General features: G+C 55.1%; 17 protein-coding genes and 1 tRNA gene. 12 read left to right on the top strand and 6 right to left on the bottom strand.

All coding sequences use genetic code 11. From position 1 onward, the window contains the following. Positions 1-127 precede the first annotated feature (127 nt). Positions 128-1342 carry an aldose 1-epimerase family protein gene (locus BHC62_RS21370; protein ID WP_070996072.1) on the top strand — a complete coding sequence of 405 codons (1215 nt, stop codon included), beginning with the start codon at positions 128-130 and terminating at the stop codon, positions 1340-1342. A 343-nt stretch (positions 1343-1685) separates the two neighbouring features. Beyond that, positions 1686-2138: a hypothetical protein gene (locus BHC62_RS28325; protein ID WP_143007573.1), complete on the top strand. Its 453-nt coding sequence runs from the start codon at positions 1686-1688 to the stop codon at positions 2136-2138. 152 nt (positions 2139-2290) lie between these two features. Here BHC62_RS28325 and BHC62_RS21365 read toward each other — a convergent pair whose 3' ends face one another. The 3 genes from BHC62_RS21365 to BHC62_RS21355 are packed head-to-tail and all read right to left on the bottom strand — an operon-like array spanning position 2291 to position 4809. Further along, complete coding sequence (locus BHC62_RS21365) at positions 2291-2770, bottom strand: YbaK/prolyl-tRNA synthetase associated domain-containing protein (RefSeq protein WP_083335469.1); 480 nt, start codon at positions 2768-2770, stop codon at positions 2291-2293. A gap of 16 nt (positions 2771-2786) precedes the next feature. Beyond that, on the bottom strand, positions 2787-3545 hold the full coding sequence (locus BHC62_RS21360) for a TSUP family transporter (RefSeq protein ID WP_029293609.1): 759 nt from the start codon (positions 3543-3545) through the stop codon (positions 2787-2789). Between the two features lie 4 nt (positions 3546-3549). Further along, positions 3550-4809, bottom strand: coding sequence for a TauD/TfdA family dioxygenase (locus BHC62_RS21355; RefSeq protein ID WP_256324407.1), 1260 nt, complete (start codon positions 4807-4809; stop codon positions 3550-3552). Here BHC62_RS21355 and BHC62_RS21350 point away from each other — a divergent pair. After that, complete coding sequence (locus BHC62_RS21350) at positions 4745-5677, top strand: LysR family transcriptional regulator (RefSeq protein ID WP_070996070.1); 933 nt, start codon at positions 4745-4747, stop codon at positions 5675-5677. The two genes, BHC62_RS21355 and BHC62_RS21350, sit on opposite strands and share 65 nt — an antisense overlap. 547 nt (positions 5678-6224) lie before the next feature. Next, positions 6225-6524: a hypothetical protein gene (locus BHC62_RS21345; protein WP_070996069.1), complete on the top strand. Its 300-nt coding sequence runs from the start codon at positions 6225-6227 to the stop codon at positions 6522-6524. Positions 6525-6782: 258 nt separating this feature from the next. Here the strand turns inward: BHC62_RS21345 and BHC62_RS29060 are convergent, their stop codons facing one another. Continuing rightward, positions 6783-7115 carry a hypothetical protein gene (locus tag BHC62_RS29060; protein WP_256324411.1) on the bottom strand — a complete coding sequence of 111 codons (333 nt, stop codon included), beginning with the start codon at positions 7113-7115 and terminating at the stop codon, positions 6783-6785. Between BHC62_RS29060 and BHC62_RS27545 the strand changes: the two genes are divergently transcribed. Further along, a complete protein-coding gene (locus BHC62_RS27545) occupies positions 7014-7508 on the top strand; it encodes a LysR substrate-binding domain-containing protein (protein WP_256324409.1) in 495 nt (164 codons plus the stop codon). The two genes, BHC62_RS29060 and BHC62_RS27545, sit on opposite strands and share 102 nt — an antisense overlap. 82 nt (positions 7509-7590) lie before the next feature. Here the strand turns inward: BHC62_RS27545 and BHC62_RS21340 are convergent, their stop codons facing one another. Next, positions 7591-8481: a LysR substrate-binding domain-containing protein gene (locus BHC62_RS21340; RefSeq protein ID WP_070996068.1), complete on the bottom strand. Its 891-nt coding sequence runs from the start codon at positions 8479-8481 to the stop codon at positions 7591-7593. A gap of 115 nt (positions 8482-8596) precedes the next feature. On the opposite strand from BHC62_RS21340, the gene BHC62_RS21335 reads away from it, so the two are divergent. Both BHC62_RS21335 and BHC62_RS21330 read left to right on the top strand, forming a co-directional pair. Further along, on the top strand, positions 8597-9037 hold the full coding sequence (locus BHC62_RS21335; protein WP_029293593.1) for a PACE efflux transporter: 441 nt from the start codon (positions 8597-8599) through the stop codon (positions 9035-9037). Between the two features lie 50 nt (positions 9038-9087). Then, entirely contained in the window at positions 9088-9618 is a 531-nt protein-coding gene (locus BHC62_RS21330) for a hypothetical protein (protein WP_070996067.1), read from the top strand. 341 nt (positions 9619-9959) lie between these two features. Here the strand turns inward: BHC62_RS21330 and BHC62_RS28630 are convergent. Beyond that, positions 9960-10063: transfer RNA gene (locus BHC62_RS28630), tRNA-Ser, on the bottom strand. A gap of 425 nt (positions 10064-10488) precedes the next feature. Here BHC62_RS28630 and BHC62_RS21325 point away from each other — a divergent pair. The 5 genes from BHC62_RS21325 to BHC62_RS21305 are packed head-to-tail and all read left to right on the top strand — an operon-like array spanning position 10489 to position 13904. Further along, complete coding sequence (locus tag BHC62_RS21325) at positions 10489-10836, top strand: metalloregulator ArsR/SmtB family transcription factor (RefSeq protein WP_070996066.1); 348 nt, start codon at positions 10489-10491, stop codon at positions 10834-10836. A gap of 22 nt (positions 10837-10858) precedes the next feature. Continuing rightward, positions 10859-12142 carry an arsenic transporter gene (locus tag BHC62_RS21320; RefSeq protein WP_070996065.1) on the top strand — a complete coding sequence of 428 codons (1284 nt, stop codon included), beginning with the start codon at positions 10859-10861 and terminating at the stop codon, positions 12140-12142. A 28-nt stretch (positions 12143-12170) separates the two neighbouring features. Beyond that, on the top strand, positions 12171-12641 hold the full coding sequence (locus BHC62_RS21315) for an arsenate reductase ArsC (protein WP_070996064.1): 471 nt from the start codon (positions 12171-12173) through the stop codon (positions 12639-12641). Positions 12642-12650: 9 nt separating this feature from the next. Continuing rightward, positions 12651-13349, top strand: coding sequence for an arsenical resistance protein ArsH (gene arsH, locus BHC62_RS21310; RefSeq protein ID WP_070996063.1), 699 nt, complete (start codon positions 12651-12653; stop codon positions 13347-13349). 9 nt (positions 13350-13358) lie between these two features. Further along, entirely contained in the window at positions 13359-13904 is a 546-nt protein-coding gene (locus tag BHC62_RS21305; RefSeq protein WP_070996062.1) for an arsinothricin resistance N-acetyltransferase ArsN1 family B, read from the top strand. Positions 13905-14019: the final 115 nt, after the last annotated feature.

The raw sequence follows: 14019 nt of genomic DNA, 5'->3' as shown, positions 1-14019 counted from the left end.
TCAACGACACAACCGTGTTTGCCCCGCGCCCGCTGCCAGCCTCGTCGGCGATGGGTCGATTTTTTAGCTTGCTGAAACGTTTCATCACGTTTATAAAAATGGCACAACTCCAAGAAAGGCTGCCGCCATGACCCCGCTCAAACTCTTTGTTGCCCTCAGCGCACTGTCCGCTGCCTCCCACGCCATGGCCTGGGATTACGTTCTGCTCGACACCGACAAAGCCGCCCAGAACTGGCAGATCACTAGCCAGCAACTCGGAATAAAAACCGACAAACCCTTCAGCGTTACCCTGCGCACCTTGCACGGCGGGCGGCAGGAAGGTGTCAGCATCGTCGACATCGATAACGGCACGATGAAACTCTCGGTAGTGCCGACTCGCGGAATGAACGTCTTGCAGGCCTCGGTCGGCAATGTGCGCATGGGCTGGGATTCTCCGGTCAAGGAAGTGGTCAATCCGTCCTTCATCGAACTCAATGGCCGCGGTGGCCTGGGCTGGCTGGAAGGTTTCAATGAACTGGTCACCCGCTGCGGCTACGAATGGGTCGGCCACCCCGGCGTCGACAACGGCGAACTGCTGACCCTGCACGGTCGGGCCGCCAACACTCCTGCGAACAAAGTCACCCTGCATATCGATGAAAAACCACCGTACGCCATCATCCTACGCGGTGAACTGAAAGAGCAGGCGTTCAAGAAGGTCGACTTCTCGGTCGCGACCGAACTGGTCACCGAACCCGGCAGCGTCGTGTTCGCCCTCAACGACACCCTGACCAACAATGGCGACTATCCGAAGGAGTACCAGGCGCTGTATCACAGCAACTTCAGTACCCCGTTCCTGGAGCAAGGCGCTCGTTTCGCCGCGCCGGTGAAACAGGTGTCGCCGTTCAACGACAAAGCCAAGGGCGACCTGCCCGACTGGCAAACTTACCGCGCGCCGACCAAGGACTACGACGAAACGGTTTACAACGTGGTGCCGTATGCCGATGCCAAGGGCGATACGTTGACCGTGCTGCATAACAAGGCCGGCAGCCTGGGCGTTTCGGTCGGCTTCAATACCCAGACACTGCCCGTGTTTTCCCTGTGGAAAAACACCGATACCCAAGGCCAGGGTTATGTCACGGGGCTGGAGCCGGGGACCAGTTTTTCCTACAACCGCCGTTATCAGCGGCCACTGAACCTGGTGCCGACAATTGGGCCCAAGGAACACAAGCAGTTCCGCATCAGCTACAGCTTGTTGACGGATAAGGCGGCGGTGGATAAGGCCTTGAAGCAGGTGAGCGAGATTCAGGATGGGCGGGAGACTGAGGTGCGGCAGACGCCGTTGGTTGATCTGACCAAGGGGTGAGCATTGTCGGCCGACTGCTAGCCCTCGCGAAGGGCTGGCGTCGACCCACCGCAGACCTAGGCGGTTTCTGAAGCCATCCAGGTCAAAAAATCATGGAGCTGAGTCGTAACCTCTTTTGGTTTGGCGTATGGATTCCTTGCTTGGGACAAGAAAAAAGAGATCTGCGTTCTCATGTACGGGGAGTGCTCAACAAATAGCTCGACATGCTCCTCCAGTGTTTGCGGCCACATCAGGTCCTGTGCAGAACGAAGTACTTGAGTGGAACTAGCGATGGAAAGTCATACAACATACACTCAGCAATTGGGCGACAGAACCGTCGCCTAATAAATAGTCAGGAGCAGTTATGAAACTTTTCGCGGCATTCACAATTTTGTTATTTGCATTAGTCGGGTGCGCTACAACTGGGAGCCAATCGCCACAGCAAGCCGCACAATCTGCGGCAATTTTATTTGAGCAACAGAAATTCAATCTAGTTTGGGTTCCCGCAGCGAATAACGGCATTTCCGGAGCTATGGCATCCGCGCTTATCGGAAGTGCAGGTTTAGAATCTCCAATTGTTTCAGGCATCCACCAAATAATTGCCCCTGCAAGCAAAGCTGATGTGCGTGTCGCCATCTCAGGAACCGATAGTTCTTTTGCAGCCAACTCAGCTATTGCAGCTTTAAGTAACACATCAAGCATGCTTCCTAAGTTGCAACTTGCATTTATCGGCTCGACATCAGATGCCGCGGCAGTTCGCTCGGCAGTTGAAGCTAAAGGCGGTAAATTCTTACACGCCACACCAAATGGCTCCTAACTAGCGGTTTCTGCCTTTCATGATAGACGTCTGTCGGCCAAAAGCGGACTCTTGAGGTCTATCGCTTTCTATCCGTAGTAACCGGTCAGCCCGGTAGAGACGGAGAAAAAAGGCGACTGATTTATTCTTGAAACCTATGCGAAAACGTCTGCTCAGGCCTGGCTGATATCCAGCAATCGGGGCATGGCAATCGCCAGGTAATCCTGCGTATCGAGCACCATCGACGCATCCAGCCGCCCCGCGTTGAAGGCTATTTCAGCGTAGCCTGTGGTCAAGGCCGGATCGACGATCAATTGAATCCGCTCATCGAAAACAAAAGGAGGGATGGCGCCGATCCGGCACCCGGTCAGTTCCGTGGCGGTTTCGGCCTTTACCAACTCGGCTTTTTTCCCGCCCAGGGCCGCTCCGACTTTCTTCATGTCCAGCTTCTGGTCGCCCGGCAGTATCACCAGTGCATAGGGGCCGGCCTGGCCCTTGAGGGAGCAAAGCATGGCCTTCGCGCCTTGGCCCGGCTCGGTGCCACGGATTTCGGCGACGCGCGCCGACTGCCCCTCGGCATCATGCATCAACACCCGGTAGGAGGCTGAGCGGGCATCGAGTAGTGCCACAAGGCGATCGAACATGGGATGCATGTAGTTTTCCTCTGGTTTACAGGAGCAGGTCGTAGGACAGTTTGCTGATCAGAATCACCAGTAACACCAGGAATAGAGCCCGGACAAAGGGCACCCCTTTATGAACCGCCAACCAGGTGCCAGTGAGCGCGCCCAGGATGTTGAATGCCGCCATGGGGATTGCGATCAGGTAGAGCACGTTACCCGTCGGAATGAAGAACATCAGTGCCGCTACGTTGGTCGCGATGTTCACGAGCTTGGCCGATGCCGAGGCATGAAGAAAGTCAAAGGCGAAGAAGCGGATAAACAGGAAGATCAGGAAGCTGCCAGTGCCGGGACCGAACAGACCATCGTAGAAACCGATGGCACCGCCAATGACGATCGCCAGCAGTTTTTCCTTGGTCCCGATGCGCATGGGTTTGTGCAGGGCGCCGAAATCCTTTTTCCAGAAGGTGTAGATCGCCATCAGTACAATCAACACCAGCACCGCCGGCCGGATCATCGACTGGGGTACAAACGACACCGTGGCGGCTCCGAAGAAGGCCATGACAAAGGCCGCGCAGGCGGCCGGGATCACAAGCCCCCAGTCGATCACCACCTTGCGCACGAAGGACCGGGCCGCGAATGCGGTGCCGCAGGCGGCCGCGACCTTGTTGGTACCCAGCAGCGCCGCCGGTTGAGCGGTGGGCAGCACGTTGAATAGCGCGGGAATCTGGATCAGTCCGCCGCCGCCCACCGCCGCATCGATCAGGCCGGCGGCGAAGGCGAACACGCAAAGGATGACAATATCGACCATGAAATCAGGCTCTGACTATGTAGGGTTGATGAGGGTCCAGCGGCACCACGCGTGCCGGATCATTGACCCCGAAGACACGCAACATCCAGCGATCACGGCCGTCGTAGCGGGGTGTAAAACCATCCCGGGCATGCAGGGTTTGCTGGTTCTTGAAGATCAGCATGTCCCCTGGTTGCAGCAATATGTGGTGCACGACATCGGGATGATTGGCGACGGCGGCGAACAATTGGAGGGCAAACTGCGCATTGGCGCAGGTCGCCTCGACACTTGCTTTGTTGTAGCGGCAATACAGGCCATCGGTTGCGCTTCTGTACAGCAAGGGGACGTTTTCCAGCACATTCCCCTGTTTGCCGAAGGAAGCCGGTCGGCGAACGGTGAAGTTCGGGCGTGACAATTCTTCTTCAACGTAGGCCGGCAGAAGGGCCAACACCTCGTCAATAGCGACGATGCGCGTCGGCACGTCGAGCTCGCAGCGCAGGCCGGTCAGGGACAGGTACTCCGGACAGGCCGACAGTTGCGAGACGGGTTCGCAGGTCAAAGGCAGGTGGGGGTTGTCGACATGCATGCCCAGATCCGCGCGCGAGCCATAGGAGCTCTTTTCGGTCTCTCGCTTGTGCTTGGGCGATACGTGGCGGAACACGGTGTCGTTGCTTTCACCCTCGTACGCCAACGGACGGGTTTGCAGAGTTTGCAGCACCGACAAAATAGCCCCGGCCAGTGTCGACAAGTCCTCGATACCCGGCTCCCGGTCATAGGGTGTGGCGGGCAGCTGCGGGTCCAGCGGCAGCCCCCTGACGATCATCGCCACTTCACGGGCCCGTGGAAAATTGCGTAGCTGCTGGATTTTCTCGGTGCTCAGGACACTTTCCAGCAACAACCCCAGGTCCGGCATGTGGCGGATACCCGAGGCGCTATCGGTCACCTCCAGCGATGCCAGACCGGCCTGAAGTGCGCGTTGTTCTTCGAGCGACAGATGAATTTGCGGTATCTCCCGTCGGTTCGAACTCACTGATTTTTTTTCCAGCAACTCATGAATTACTTCATCAACACACGCTGCGGCCTTCCCGATTACTTCATCTAGCTTCGACACGTCCTTGCGCTCCTGTTTACCCCATCCTTGTGGGTTGAACAGGAAGATTAACGGAAGGGCCTTTTTTGTGTTGCAATGCCGCGTTGTGAAAAATGCAATGAGGTGGAGAGTGGCGTTGAATATGTTGGGTGAACTTGAAGCCTTCGCGACCGTGGCTCGCAAGCGCAGCTTCATCGCCGCGGCACGGACTCTGGGGCGCTCCCCTAGCGCACTGACCCGTGCGGTTCAAGCCCTGGAGGAAAGTGTGGGGCTCAAGTTGTTCAATCGCTCCTCCAATGCCGTGAGCTTGACCGAAGCGGGTGAATGCTTATTGCCCCACGCATACAAAATGCTCGAACTGCAACGTGAGGTGGATGAAGACCTGGCCGGCCTCAGCGGCCTGGCCTCCGGCTGGATCCGGTTTTCCGCCCCCGAGTTTCTCGGACACGGGGTATTGCCCCGGTTGATCGCGCAATACTGCGAGCGTTATCCGGACGTTAATATCGATGTGATTTTCACCGATGAGATCATCGACCCGGCCAAGAGCAAGCTGGATTTCTCGATTCGCGGCGCATTTCCACAATCCAGCGACTTGATCGGCTGTGCGCTCTGGAGTTACTCACGTTATCTGTATGCCAGCCCCGGCTACCTGGAGCGCAACGGCATGCCCGACTCCATCGAGGCACTGGAGTCGCATTCGCTGATCCTGCATACGGCGCCGCGGATTCTCAAGGAGTGGAATTTTCGTAGTGAGGAGCAGGCCATCAGCTTTCGGGTTCATCCTAAATTTCGTTTCAGCTCCGGTCTGGCGGTATTCCAGGCAGCCCTCGCGGGCGTCGGGATCGCCCGCTTGGCGGATTGGATGGCGGAGCCCGAAGTGCAAGCTGGGCGCCTGTGCCGGGTTTGTCCTGAGTACAAACTCACCTCCAGCAGCGGTGAGAGCCCACAGATGCACGCGGTGTACCCGGCCGGAAATTTACCGCTGCGGGTGAAGGCATTGATGGAGATGATCCGTGGCTTAGGTGAAAGCCTCGAATGTAAACGCGGCTCAGCACTAAAATGAGGTGCTGAACCCAACCCTCGCCTGCTCGCGATGGCGTAGTGTCAGCCAAAATCAATAAAAGCGCTGGCTTCATCGCAACCAGAAACTCAGCCTCTAGCCACAAACGCACCACATGCTCTGTGGAGATTAGAGAGTTTCGCACTTCTATTAGTTAACCAAGGCAGTAAAGGTCGCTTTGCACAAAGTACCAGCCTTGCACAGCCCGGAATAGGTAATCGCGGAACTTTGTAGAAGCTCACAAGCGGTCTCATCACCCTTAAATTAACGCGAACAAAAGGAGCTTCCCACGTTGCACGACCTCATTAGAGTGCAAAGCGAAACTTCTCCACCTCATCTAACAAGAAACAAATTGCAACAAAGACCTATTGAAATATTCTAAACACCAAGAAACCAACATTTACTGACCAAAAAATAAGAAGCCTTGCCTTTTATAGCTGGATGGAAACCCAGTTCAATAAAAAAACAACCAATGGTAACGTATGCTTTCGCATTGCTCAGAACAAGAAAAAACATGAGCAAACTTGTTGATTGAACAAAGGATTAACGAATGACTATCGAGCGAGAGATTTTCTCGGCCCTTATCGCGCAGAACGCATTTCAAGGTGAAAAGCCGAGCGTACAAAGCTACGCCAAGCTAGCCGTGGACAAGGGGTTTAGAGCGCTTTCGTCAAAACAGCAGGCGGTTGTAAGCCCCTTCCTGAAAAAACAATGCGCGGGAATGAAAGAACCAAATGAAAAACATAACAACTGCCAAAATAGTATAGTCGGTCGTGATCTGCTTACAGCGCTTGAGAAATCCGAAAGTTATAAGGGATGGCGTTGCGAGAGCTGCCGAAGCGCGTCTTAAAAACAATAAGGCAACACTAGAGAGCAGTAACCTAAAAACCTAAAGGAACAAAAAAACTATTGCTCTCGCTACTCATGAATGTCACTGCAGCAGGCCGCCATGGCCTGCTCGCAGGTCTTGCTTTTCTTAAGCCCTGATCAGCCCGCCACCAACTCGCCGCTTTTCATTACGCACCTGAGCGCTCCGGAAGAATACTGCACAATGCAACCTGATCCCTCTGCGCGTCTAATTTTTGCTGAGAGAAATAGTGCCCATATATCAGATAGCACGACTGGTTTTTTGGCATCGCCATACTCCGGTTGGGCTACCAATTGAATAAGAAGAACCGTCAAAAAGTATCGGCACGACAACCTCCCGCAATGCGCAGCCGACGAGCAGAGTCGTCAGCAGCACGGCGCAGCCTTCATTTTCAGCAAGATCATCCGCTTTCTCCTTGGCAGCCTGGCCCTGGCCTGTCTGGTGGATGTAATCGAGGAAGGATTCGATGCGGTGATCCGCACGGGTGAGCCGAGTGATTCCCGGTTGATGGCACGTAAGCTTGGAAGCTATCGTCGTATCATGGTGGGTGCACCGAAGTACTTCGAACAACATGGGGTGCCGAAGACCCCCGAGGATCTAATGCAGCACCGATGTCTACTATACCGATTCCCCAGCAGTGGCAAGGTCGACCAGTGGCCCCTAAGCCGCGCAGGCGAAACACTCACTTTTGATCTGGCCAGCTCAATGACGGCCAATACACTTGAACCGCTGGTTTGCTTCGCAGAGTCAGGCCTTGGCATCGCGTGTATGCCAGACGTAGCCATTCGTCAGCAACTGGAAATCGGCAGCTTAGTATCCGTACTGGATGGGTTCAATCGAGACCACACAATATTACGGGTGCTCTGGCCTTCAAGTAGGCATCTTTCACCCAAGCTGAGAGTATTCGTGGATTACGTCACCACCGCTCTATTTCCAGATGCAAGTAAGGAAACGACACCACGCTAAACTTCATCTTGCGTGGCGGAGTTAATACGAGTGCCATTTTTTTGAGGGGTAACGAACGCTTAAAGGTGCGAGTCGAGCATCGTCACCCATCCTGCAGAGCGGCGCCTGCCAGCCACATCAGGAACGCACTCACATGCACCTGCCGCTCACGTCCTGGCACGCACACCGCAACGTAACGCGGACCAGGCAGGCCTACTTCTGGTCTATAGGCCACTAATTCTCCATCCCTGAGGCTGTCGGCTACCAGTACATTGCTTGCCAGCACCAGCCCATGACCCGCAATCGCAGCGCTCAAAGCAAAATGCTCATCGTCGAACTCACGCATCTGCGCCGTTTCGAGCCAGGCCTGGCATTCTGCAGCCGCGCACCAGCTTTCCCAGTTGATTGAAAATGCTCCCGGAATTTTCCAGTGCAGGTTGATCAGTTCGATCTGTTTTACATTCAGCGAGGCCACCAGATCTGGGGCACCGTAAACCGAGAATTGCTCTTTCATTAGCTCCTGACAGAACAACTTCGGGTCATCGCGGCTGATCGATCGAATGGCGACATCGATACTGGAATCACGCAGTAGATCGACTATTTCGTTACGCGTATCGACCCGCACATTGACTTGTGGAAAGCTCCTATAGAAACCACCCAGCCGTGGAATCAGCCAGGCTGCCGCCAAGCCCGGCGTAGTGGAAATGGTCAGGGTTTGGGGAGCGGTGTCCGGATAAAACGCCTCCAGGCTGCGGCGAATGTCTAACAAGGCGCGATGAGTCTGGCGATATAGCAACTCGCCCTCTTCGGTCAATGCGACACCTTGTCCAGCTCGCTCGAACAGCATCGCTCCGAGGCGGGCTTCCAACATCCTGACCTGGTGGGAAATGGCCGCGGGGGTGACTGAGAGCTCCTCAGCTGCCGCTTTAAAGCTACCCAGTCGCGCAGCCGCCTCAAAGGTGCGCAGCGCGTTAAGCGGAAGAGTCGAAAACACGCATCGTTCCCTAGATGAATTGAATTGATGAGTATTCAATTTATCTCATTTTTCTTAGTGTGTACGGAGCGATACCGTCGCAGGTATTCGATCAATCCACCCTTCGGAAAACACCATGCAAGGACCATCGCGAAAAATTCTTCAAGCCATCCTCTATGAATCAATCGCTGTTGCGGTGCTATCGCCCAGCATCTCGTTGATATACGACGAAGGTTTGGCCCATGCGGGTGCACTGTCGGTGATGTTATCTGTGTGTGCGCTGCTGTGGAACGTGCTGTTTAACTACGCTTTTGAACTCTGGGAAGCGCGTCAGCCACAGCGTGCTCGCACGTTGGGCAGACGCTTGCTGCACTCACTGGGCTTTGAGGGTGGGCTAGTTCTAATGTTGGTACCACTGGTGGCATGGTGGCTGGAGATTTCTTGGTGGGCTGCACTGGTCACCGATCTGGGGCTGTTCGTTTTCTTCTTCTTTTACGCGCTGGCGTTTCAGTGGGTCTTCGATAGGATGTTTGATGTACCAGATTCCGCGAAGGGGGAAGTTTCGGTTAGCCCATAATCCGCGCGGAATCCAGATTCGCCAACCTGTAGCAGCACTAGGATTTGTGCATGAAAAATGCCACCAAAGCGATTGAGAGCTACATCTTCGGTAAGGACGGAAATCGGCCTGACTTGTTGCAGCGTGCTTTCAGTCTAGACGCAACTCTTAACGTGCTAGTGCAGACAAGCACCATCGCATTTCCTCCCAACGTCCAGGGGCGCGAAGATATTGCTGAAATTCTGGTGCGCGACTTTAGCCTGAAATATGAGAACGTTTATACATTTTGCTTGGGTGCCCCTCCAAAACCCGAGGCAAATGTTCATAAGTGCAAATGGCTGGTTGGCATGTCAACAAAAGCGTCTGGAGAGTTACGTGTAGGCTGTGGGGAATATCATTGGATCTTTTCACCGCAAAGCGGCTTGGCCATTCAACTGTCCATTACTATCGAACACATGTTGGAGTGTCCTTCCCAGCATATGCGCAAAATAATGGATTGGCTTCAAGGTCGCAGTTATCCATGGTGTGAACCTACCGACATGCTTCATTCGGCACCGCCGCTCAATTGCCTCCAGCCGGTTCTTGTCTACGTTGCTACATGATCCCTATCGATGTAAACGTAAGCGTTTGGCCGCTTGCGGACCTCATGACGGGCAGCAACCGACCCAAAGCGGACCAAGGATTATTGCAGGTGGGGTAGTTTCCTGACGCTTTTGTGCGCCGTATAGTGGCAGTAATTTTTCGGTCAAAGGAATGGCTATGACCCCGTTAAACGGCCTGCCCATCGGTGCACGTAAAGCCGACCCGTTGATAGAGGATCTGGCAGTAGTTGCGCAAAGCGTCTTAAACGATGCGGAAACTGTTAGTTTAAAACCCTGTCCAACTATCGAACGCCAGAAACACAAAAGCCCCGCAATCGCGGGGCTTTCGTATGAATCTTGGCGGGAAACCAGGGATTCGAACCCTGGGAACGCTATTAACGTTCGCCGGTTTTCAAGACTGGCGATTTTTTCTTTAAATACAGCAAGTTAACCTTTTATCATTTCCGCATCACTCCATTTATCGACGAGCTGAAAGCCCCGTAACTCAAGGGGTGCGCTTCAGGTTGCGGAAATGATTTACTCCCTCCCCGGCGTCCTGCCGACCGCACACAAACTACCAAATTGCCCACGATTCGTGGCGCTTGTCGTATGGCCGCGTTCGGCCGATTGTGTTGAAAAAGTCGACCCGGCCTGGTGACTCATGCATTGAGCGGTGAAAGCGCCTTTTTTGCACGCGGCTACGTCAAATCTGAGCCCTGAACCTTCTGCATTCAACACAGATTTCAATCTCAGGCGCGCACTTTTCTGCCGTGGAAACCAAAGCCGACTTTCTCAACACAATCGGCCAAAAGCAGACAGTCGACATGAAGTTACTTGCTAGATATATATGGATATGCGTATATTCGATTCTTCATATATGCAGAGCGACCCATGATCACTCCTCCCGAAGTCTTTAAGAGACTCGCTGACGAAACCCGCGTCCGCGCCATGCTGCTCATCGCCGATCAAGGTGAACTCTGCGTCTGCGAACTGATGTGTGCGCTTGACGACAACCAGCCGAAAATCAGCCGCCACCTCGCGCAACTGCGCAGCAATGGTTTGCTGCTCGATCGCCGTCAGGGCCAGTGGGTCTATTACCGTCTCAACCCGGATCTGCCAGCGTGGGTGCGCGAAATCCTGCAAGTGACGTCCCTGGCCAATGCTGACTGGCTCAAGGATAACGTCGCCCGCCTGCAGAACATGGACGGACGTCCGGTGAGCGAAGCTGCCTGCTGCTGAATCCGGATTAGAGAGTTTTGAAATGTTGCAGGCTTTCGCTGTTTTCGTCTTCACCCTCGCACTGGTCATCTGGCAACCCAAAGGATTGGGCGTCGGTTGGAGCGCCACGCTCGGTGCCGTGATCGCCCTTGCTGTCGGTGCCGTTTCGCTGCAGGACATTCCCACAGTGTGGGCCATAGTCTGGAACGCCACCGCCACGTTTATCGCGGTGATCATCATCAGCCTTCTGCTGGATGAAGCCGGCTTCTTTGAATGGGCGGCACTCCACGTTGCACGATGGGCAAAGGGCAGTGGTTATCGATTGTTCGCGTTCTGCGTGTTGCTTGGCGCGGCGGTAGCGGCGGTATTTGCTAACGACGGTGCGGCGCTGATCCTTACGCCTATTGTGATGTCGATGTTGCTGGCGCTGCGCTTTTCACCGGCGGCGACGTTGGCATTCGTGATGGCAGCAGGGTTCATTGCCGACACGGCCAGCCTGCCGCTGGTGGTGTCCAATCTGGTCAACATCGTGTCCGCCGACTACTTTGGCTTGGGCTTTGCCGAATACGCATCGGTGATGGTGCCGGTGAGTCTGGTGAGTGTCGCGGCGACCTTACTGGTACTGTTTGTGTACTTCCGGCGCGATGTACCACTGCGCTACCCGGTTGAGGCGCTTCAGGAACCCAAAGCAGCGATTCGCGACCACGCCACCTTCGTGGTCGGTGGCTGGACACTGCTGATATTGCTGGTCGGGCTGTTCGCACTGGAACCACTGGGGATTCCTGTCAGTGCCGTCGCGGCAGTGTGTGCGGCGATCCTTTTTGCGGTCGCTGCCAAGGGCCACAAGATCGCTACCCGGCGGGTTATGCGTGATGCGCCGTGGCAGATTGTGGTGTTCTCGCTGGGCATGTACCTGGTGGTGTATGGCTTGAAGAACGCGGGGTTGACTGACCTACTCGCCGTTGTCCTCGACCGCTTGGCCGAGCAAGGTTTATGGAGTGCCACCCTTGGCACCGGCCTGCTGTCCGCGCTGTTGTCATCGGTGATGAACAACATGCCCAGCGTGCTGATCGGTGCACTGTCGATCCAGGCGAGCGACGCCCAAGGGCTCGTTCGCGAAGCGATGATCTACGCCAACATCATTGGCTGCGACCTCGGCCCGAAAATCACTCCCATCGGTAGCCTCGCCACGTTGCTCTGGCTGCATGTGCTGGAACGCAAAGGTCTGCGCGTCACCTGGGGCTACTACTTCAAGGTCGGCATTCTGCTAACCCTTCCTGTTCTGTTGATCACTCTTTCGGCACTGGCACTGCGCCTGAGCCTTTGATGCCCGCCAAAAGCAATAGGAGCAATCCATGCGAGTTCTGTTCATGTGCACGGCCAACAGTTGCCGCAGCATCCTCTCTGAAGCCATGTTCAATCATCTGGCGCCAGCGGGATTCGAATCGGTGAGTGCCGGCAGTTTTCCCAAAGGTCAGGTGTTGCCGCGCAGTCTGTCGACGCTGCAACAGGCCGGCATCGCCATTGATGGCTTGCACAGCAAAGACAACGATGCCTTCGAAAGTAACCCGCCGGACATCGTCATCACCGTGTGCGACAAAGCCGCTGGCGAGACTTGCCCGGTGTATTTCGGCCCGGCGCTAAAATCCCACTGGGGACTGGAAGATCCATCCGATGTAGATGGTGATGACGAGACGATTGACGCAGCTTTCCGAGCGACATTGGCACGCATCGGACTACGCTGCCAGGCCTTCCTGGATCTGCCCTTTGCAACCCTCAGCCGTGATGAGTTGAAAACCGCACTCGACCGAATCGGCACGCTTTAAGGAGAACCCATGTCCGCCCATCTACCCAACCTCGACCTGACTTTGTTCGATGACGGCAAACCAGCGAAACCGGGCGAGCACAAACCGCGCATCCTGCTGCTTTACGGCTCGACCCGCGAACGCTCGTTCAGCCGTCTGCTGGTAGAGGAAGCCGCGCGCCTGCTCGAACACTTCGGCGCCGAAACGCGAATCTTCAACCCGTCCGGACTGCCCCTGCCCGACGACGTTCCGGTCGACCATCCCAAGGTGCAAGAATTGCGTGACCTGGTGCTGTGGTCGGAAGGTCAGGTCTGGTGTTCACCAGAGCGGCATGGTGCGATGTCCGCCGTGTTTAAGGCGCAGATCGACTGGATCCCGCTGGAACTCGGCGCTGTGCGCCCGACCCAAGGCAAGACCCTGGCCGTGATGCAGGTCTGCGGCGGTTCGCAATCGTTCAACGTGGTCAACCAGTTGCGCGTGTTGGGCCGCTGGATGCGCATGTTCACCATCCCCAATCAATCCTCTGTGCCGAAGGCCTATATGGAATTCGACGACGCCGGGCGGATGAAAGCGTCGCCGTTCTACGATCGTGTGGTGGATGTGATGGAGGAGCTGGTGAAGTTCACCGTTCTGCTACGCGATCAACAGGCACATTTGGTCGACCGCTACTCCGAGCGCAAAGAAAGCTCCGAGCATCTGATGGCGCGTGTTAATCAGCGTTCAATTTGAGAGGGTGGCATGTCTATTGAGTTAAGAATTGCCCATACGGATGACGCAGAAGAAATTCAGGCCATTTACGCGCCAATCGTTCAAAACACTTCCATCTCTTTCGAAGAGGTTACGCCTACGGTCGAAGATATGCGGCAACGCATATTAACCACCCTGAAAACGTACCCTTTTTTGGTGGCTACTCGAGAAGGTCGAGTGATCGGCTATGCCTATGCGAGCCAGCATCGGGCTCGTGCTGCCTATCGCTGGGCAGTCGACGTTACAGTGTATATCGCTCAAAGTGATCGTCGCACTGGCGTTGGACGCAGCCTTTATGCCGCACTGCTTCCCATCCTCACACGACAGGGCTTTCGCTCTGCCTATGCCGGTATTTCGCTACCGAACGCCGAAAGTGTCGGCTTGCACGAGCGAGTTGGCTTCAAGCCCATCGGCATATTTTCCGAGGTTGGTTTCAAACTCGGAGAATGGCACGACGTGGGTTATTGGTGCTATGTATTGGCCGGGGCAACAACTCCGCCGAGTGAAATCCAGCCATTTACCGCTTTCAATGAATGATTAATCGTGAAGTATTGCATGGATTTTTTTATAAAGTTCGCGAAGGACGTGATCATTTATGAATGTCTGCTTTTGGCCGATTGTGTTGAAAAAGTCGGCTTTGGTTTCCACGGCA

Source organism: Pseudomonas sp. 06C 126, from assembly GCF_001855215.1.
Classification (GTDB): Bacteria; Pseudomonadota; Gammaproteobacteria; order Pseudomonadales; family Pseudomonadaceae; genus Aquipseudomonas; species Aquipseudomonas proteolytica.
The sequence above is the reverse complement of the archived record's forward strand: the minus strand, read 5'-3'. Positions and strand labels throughout refer to the sequence as shown.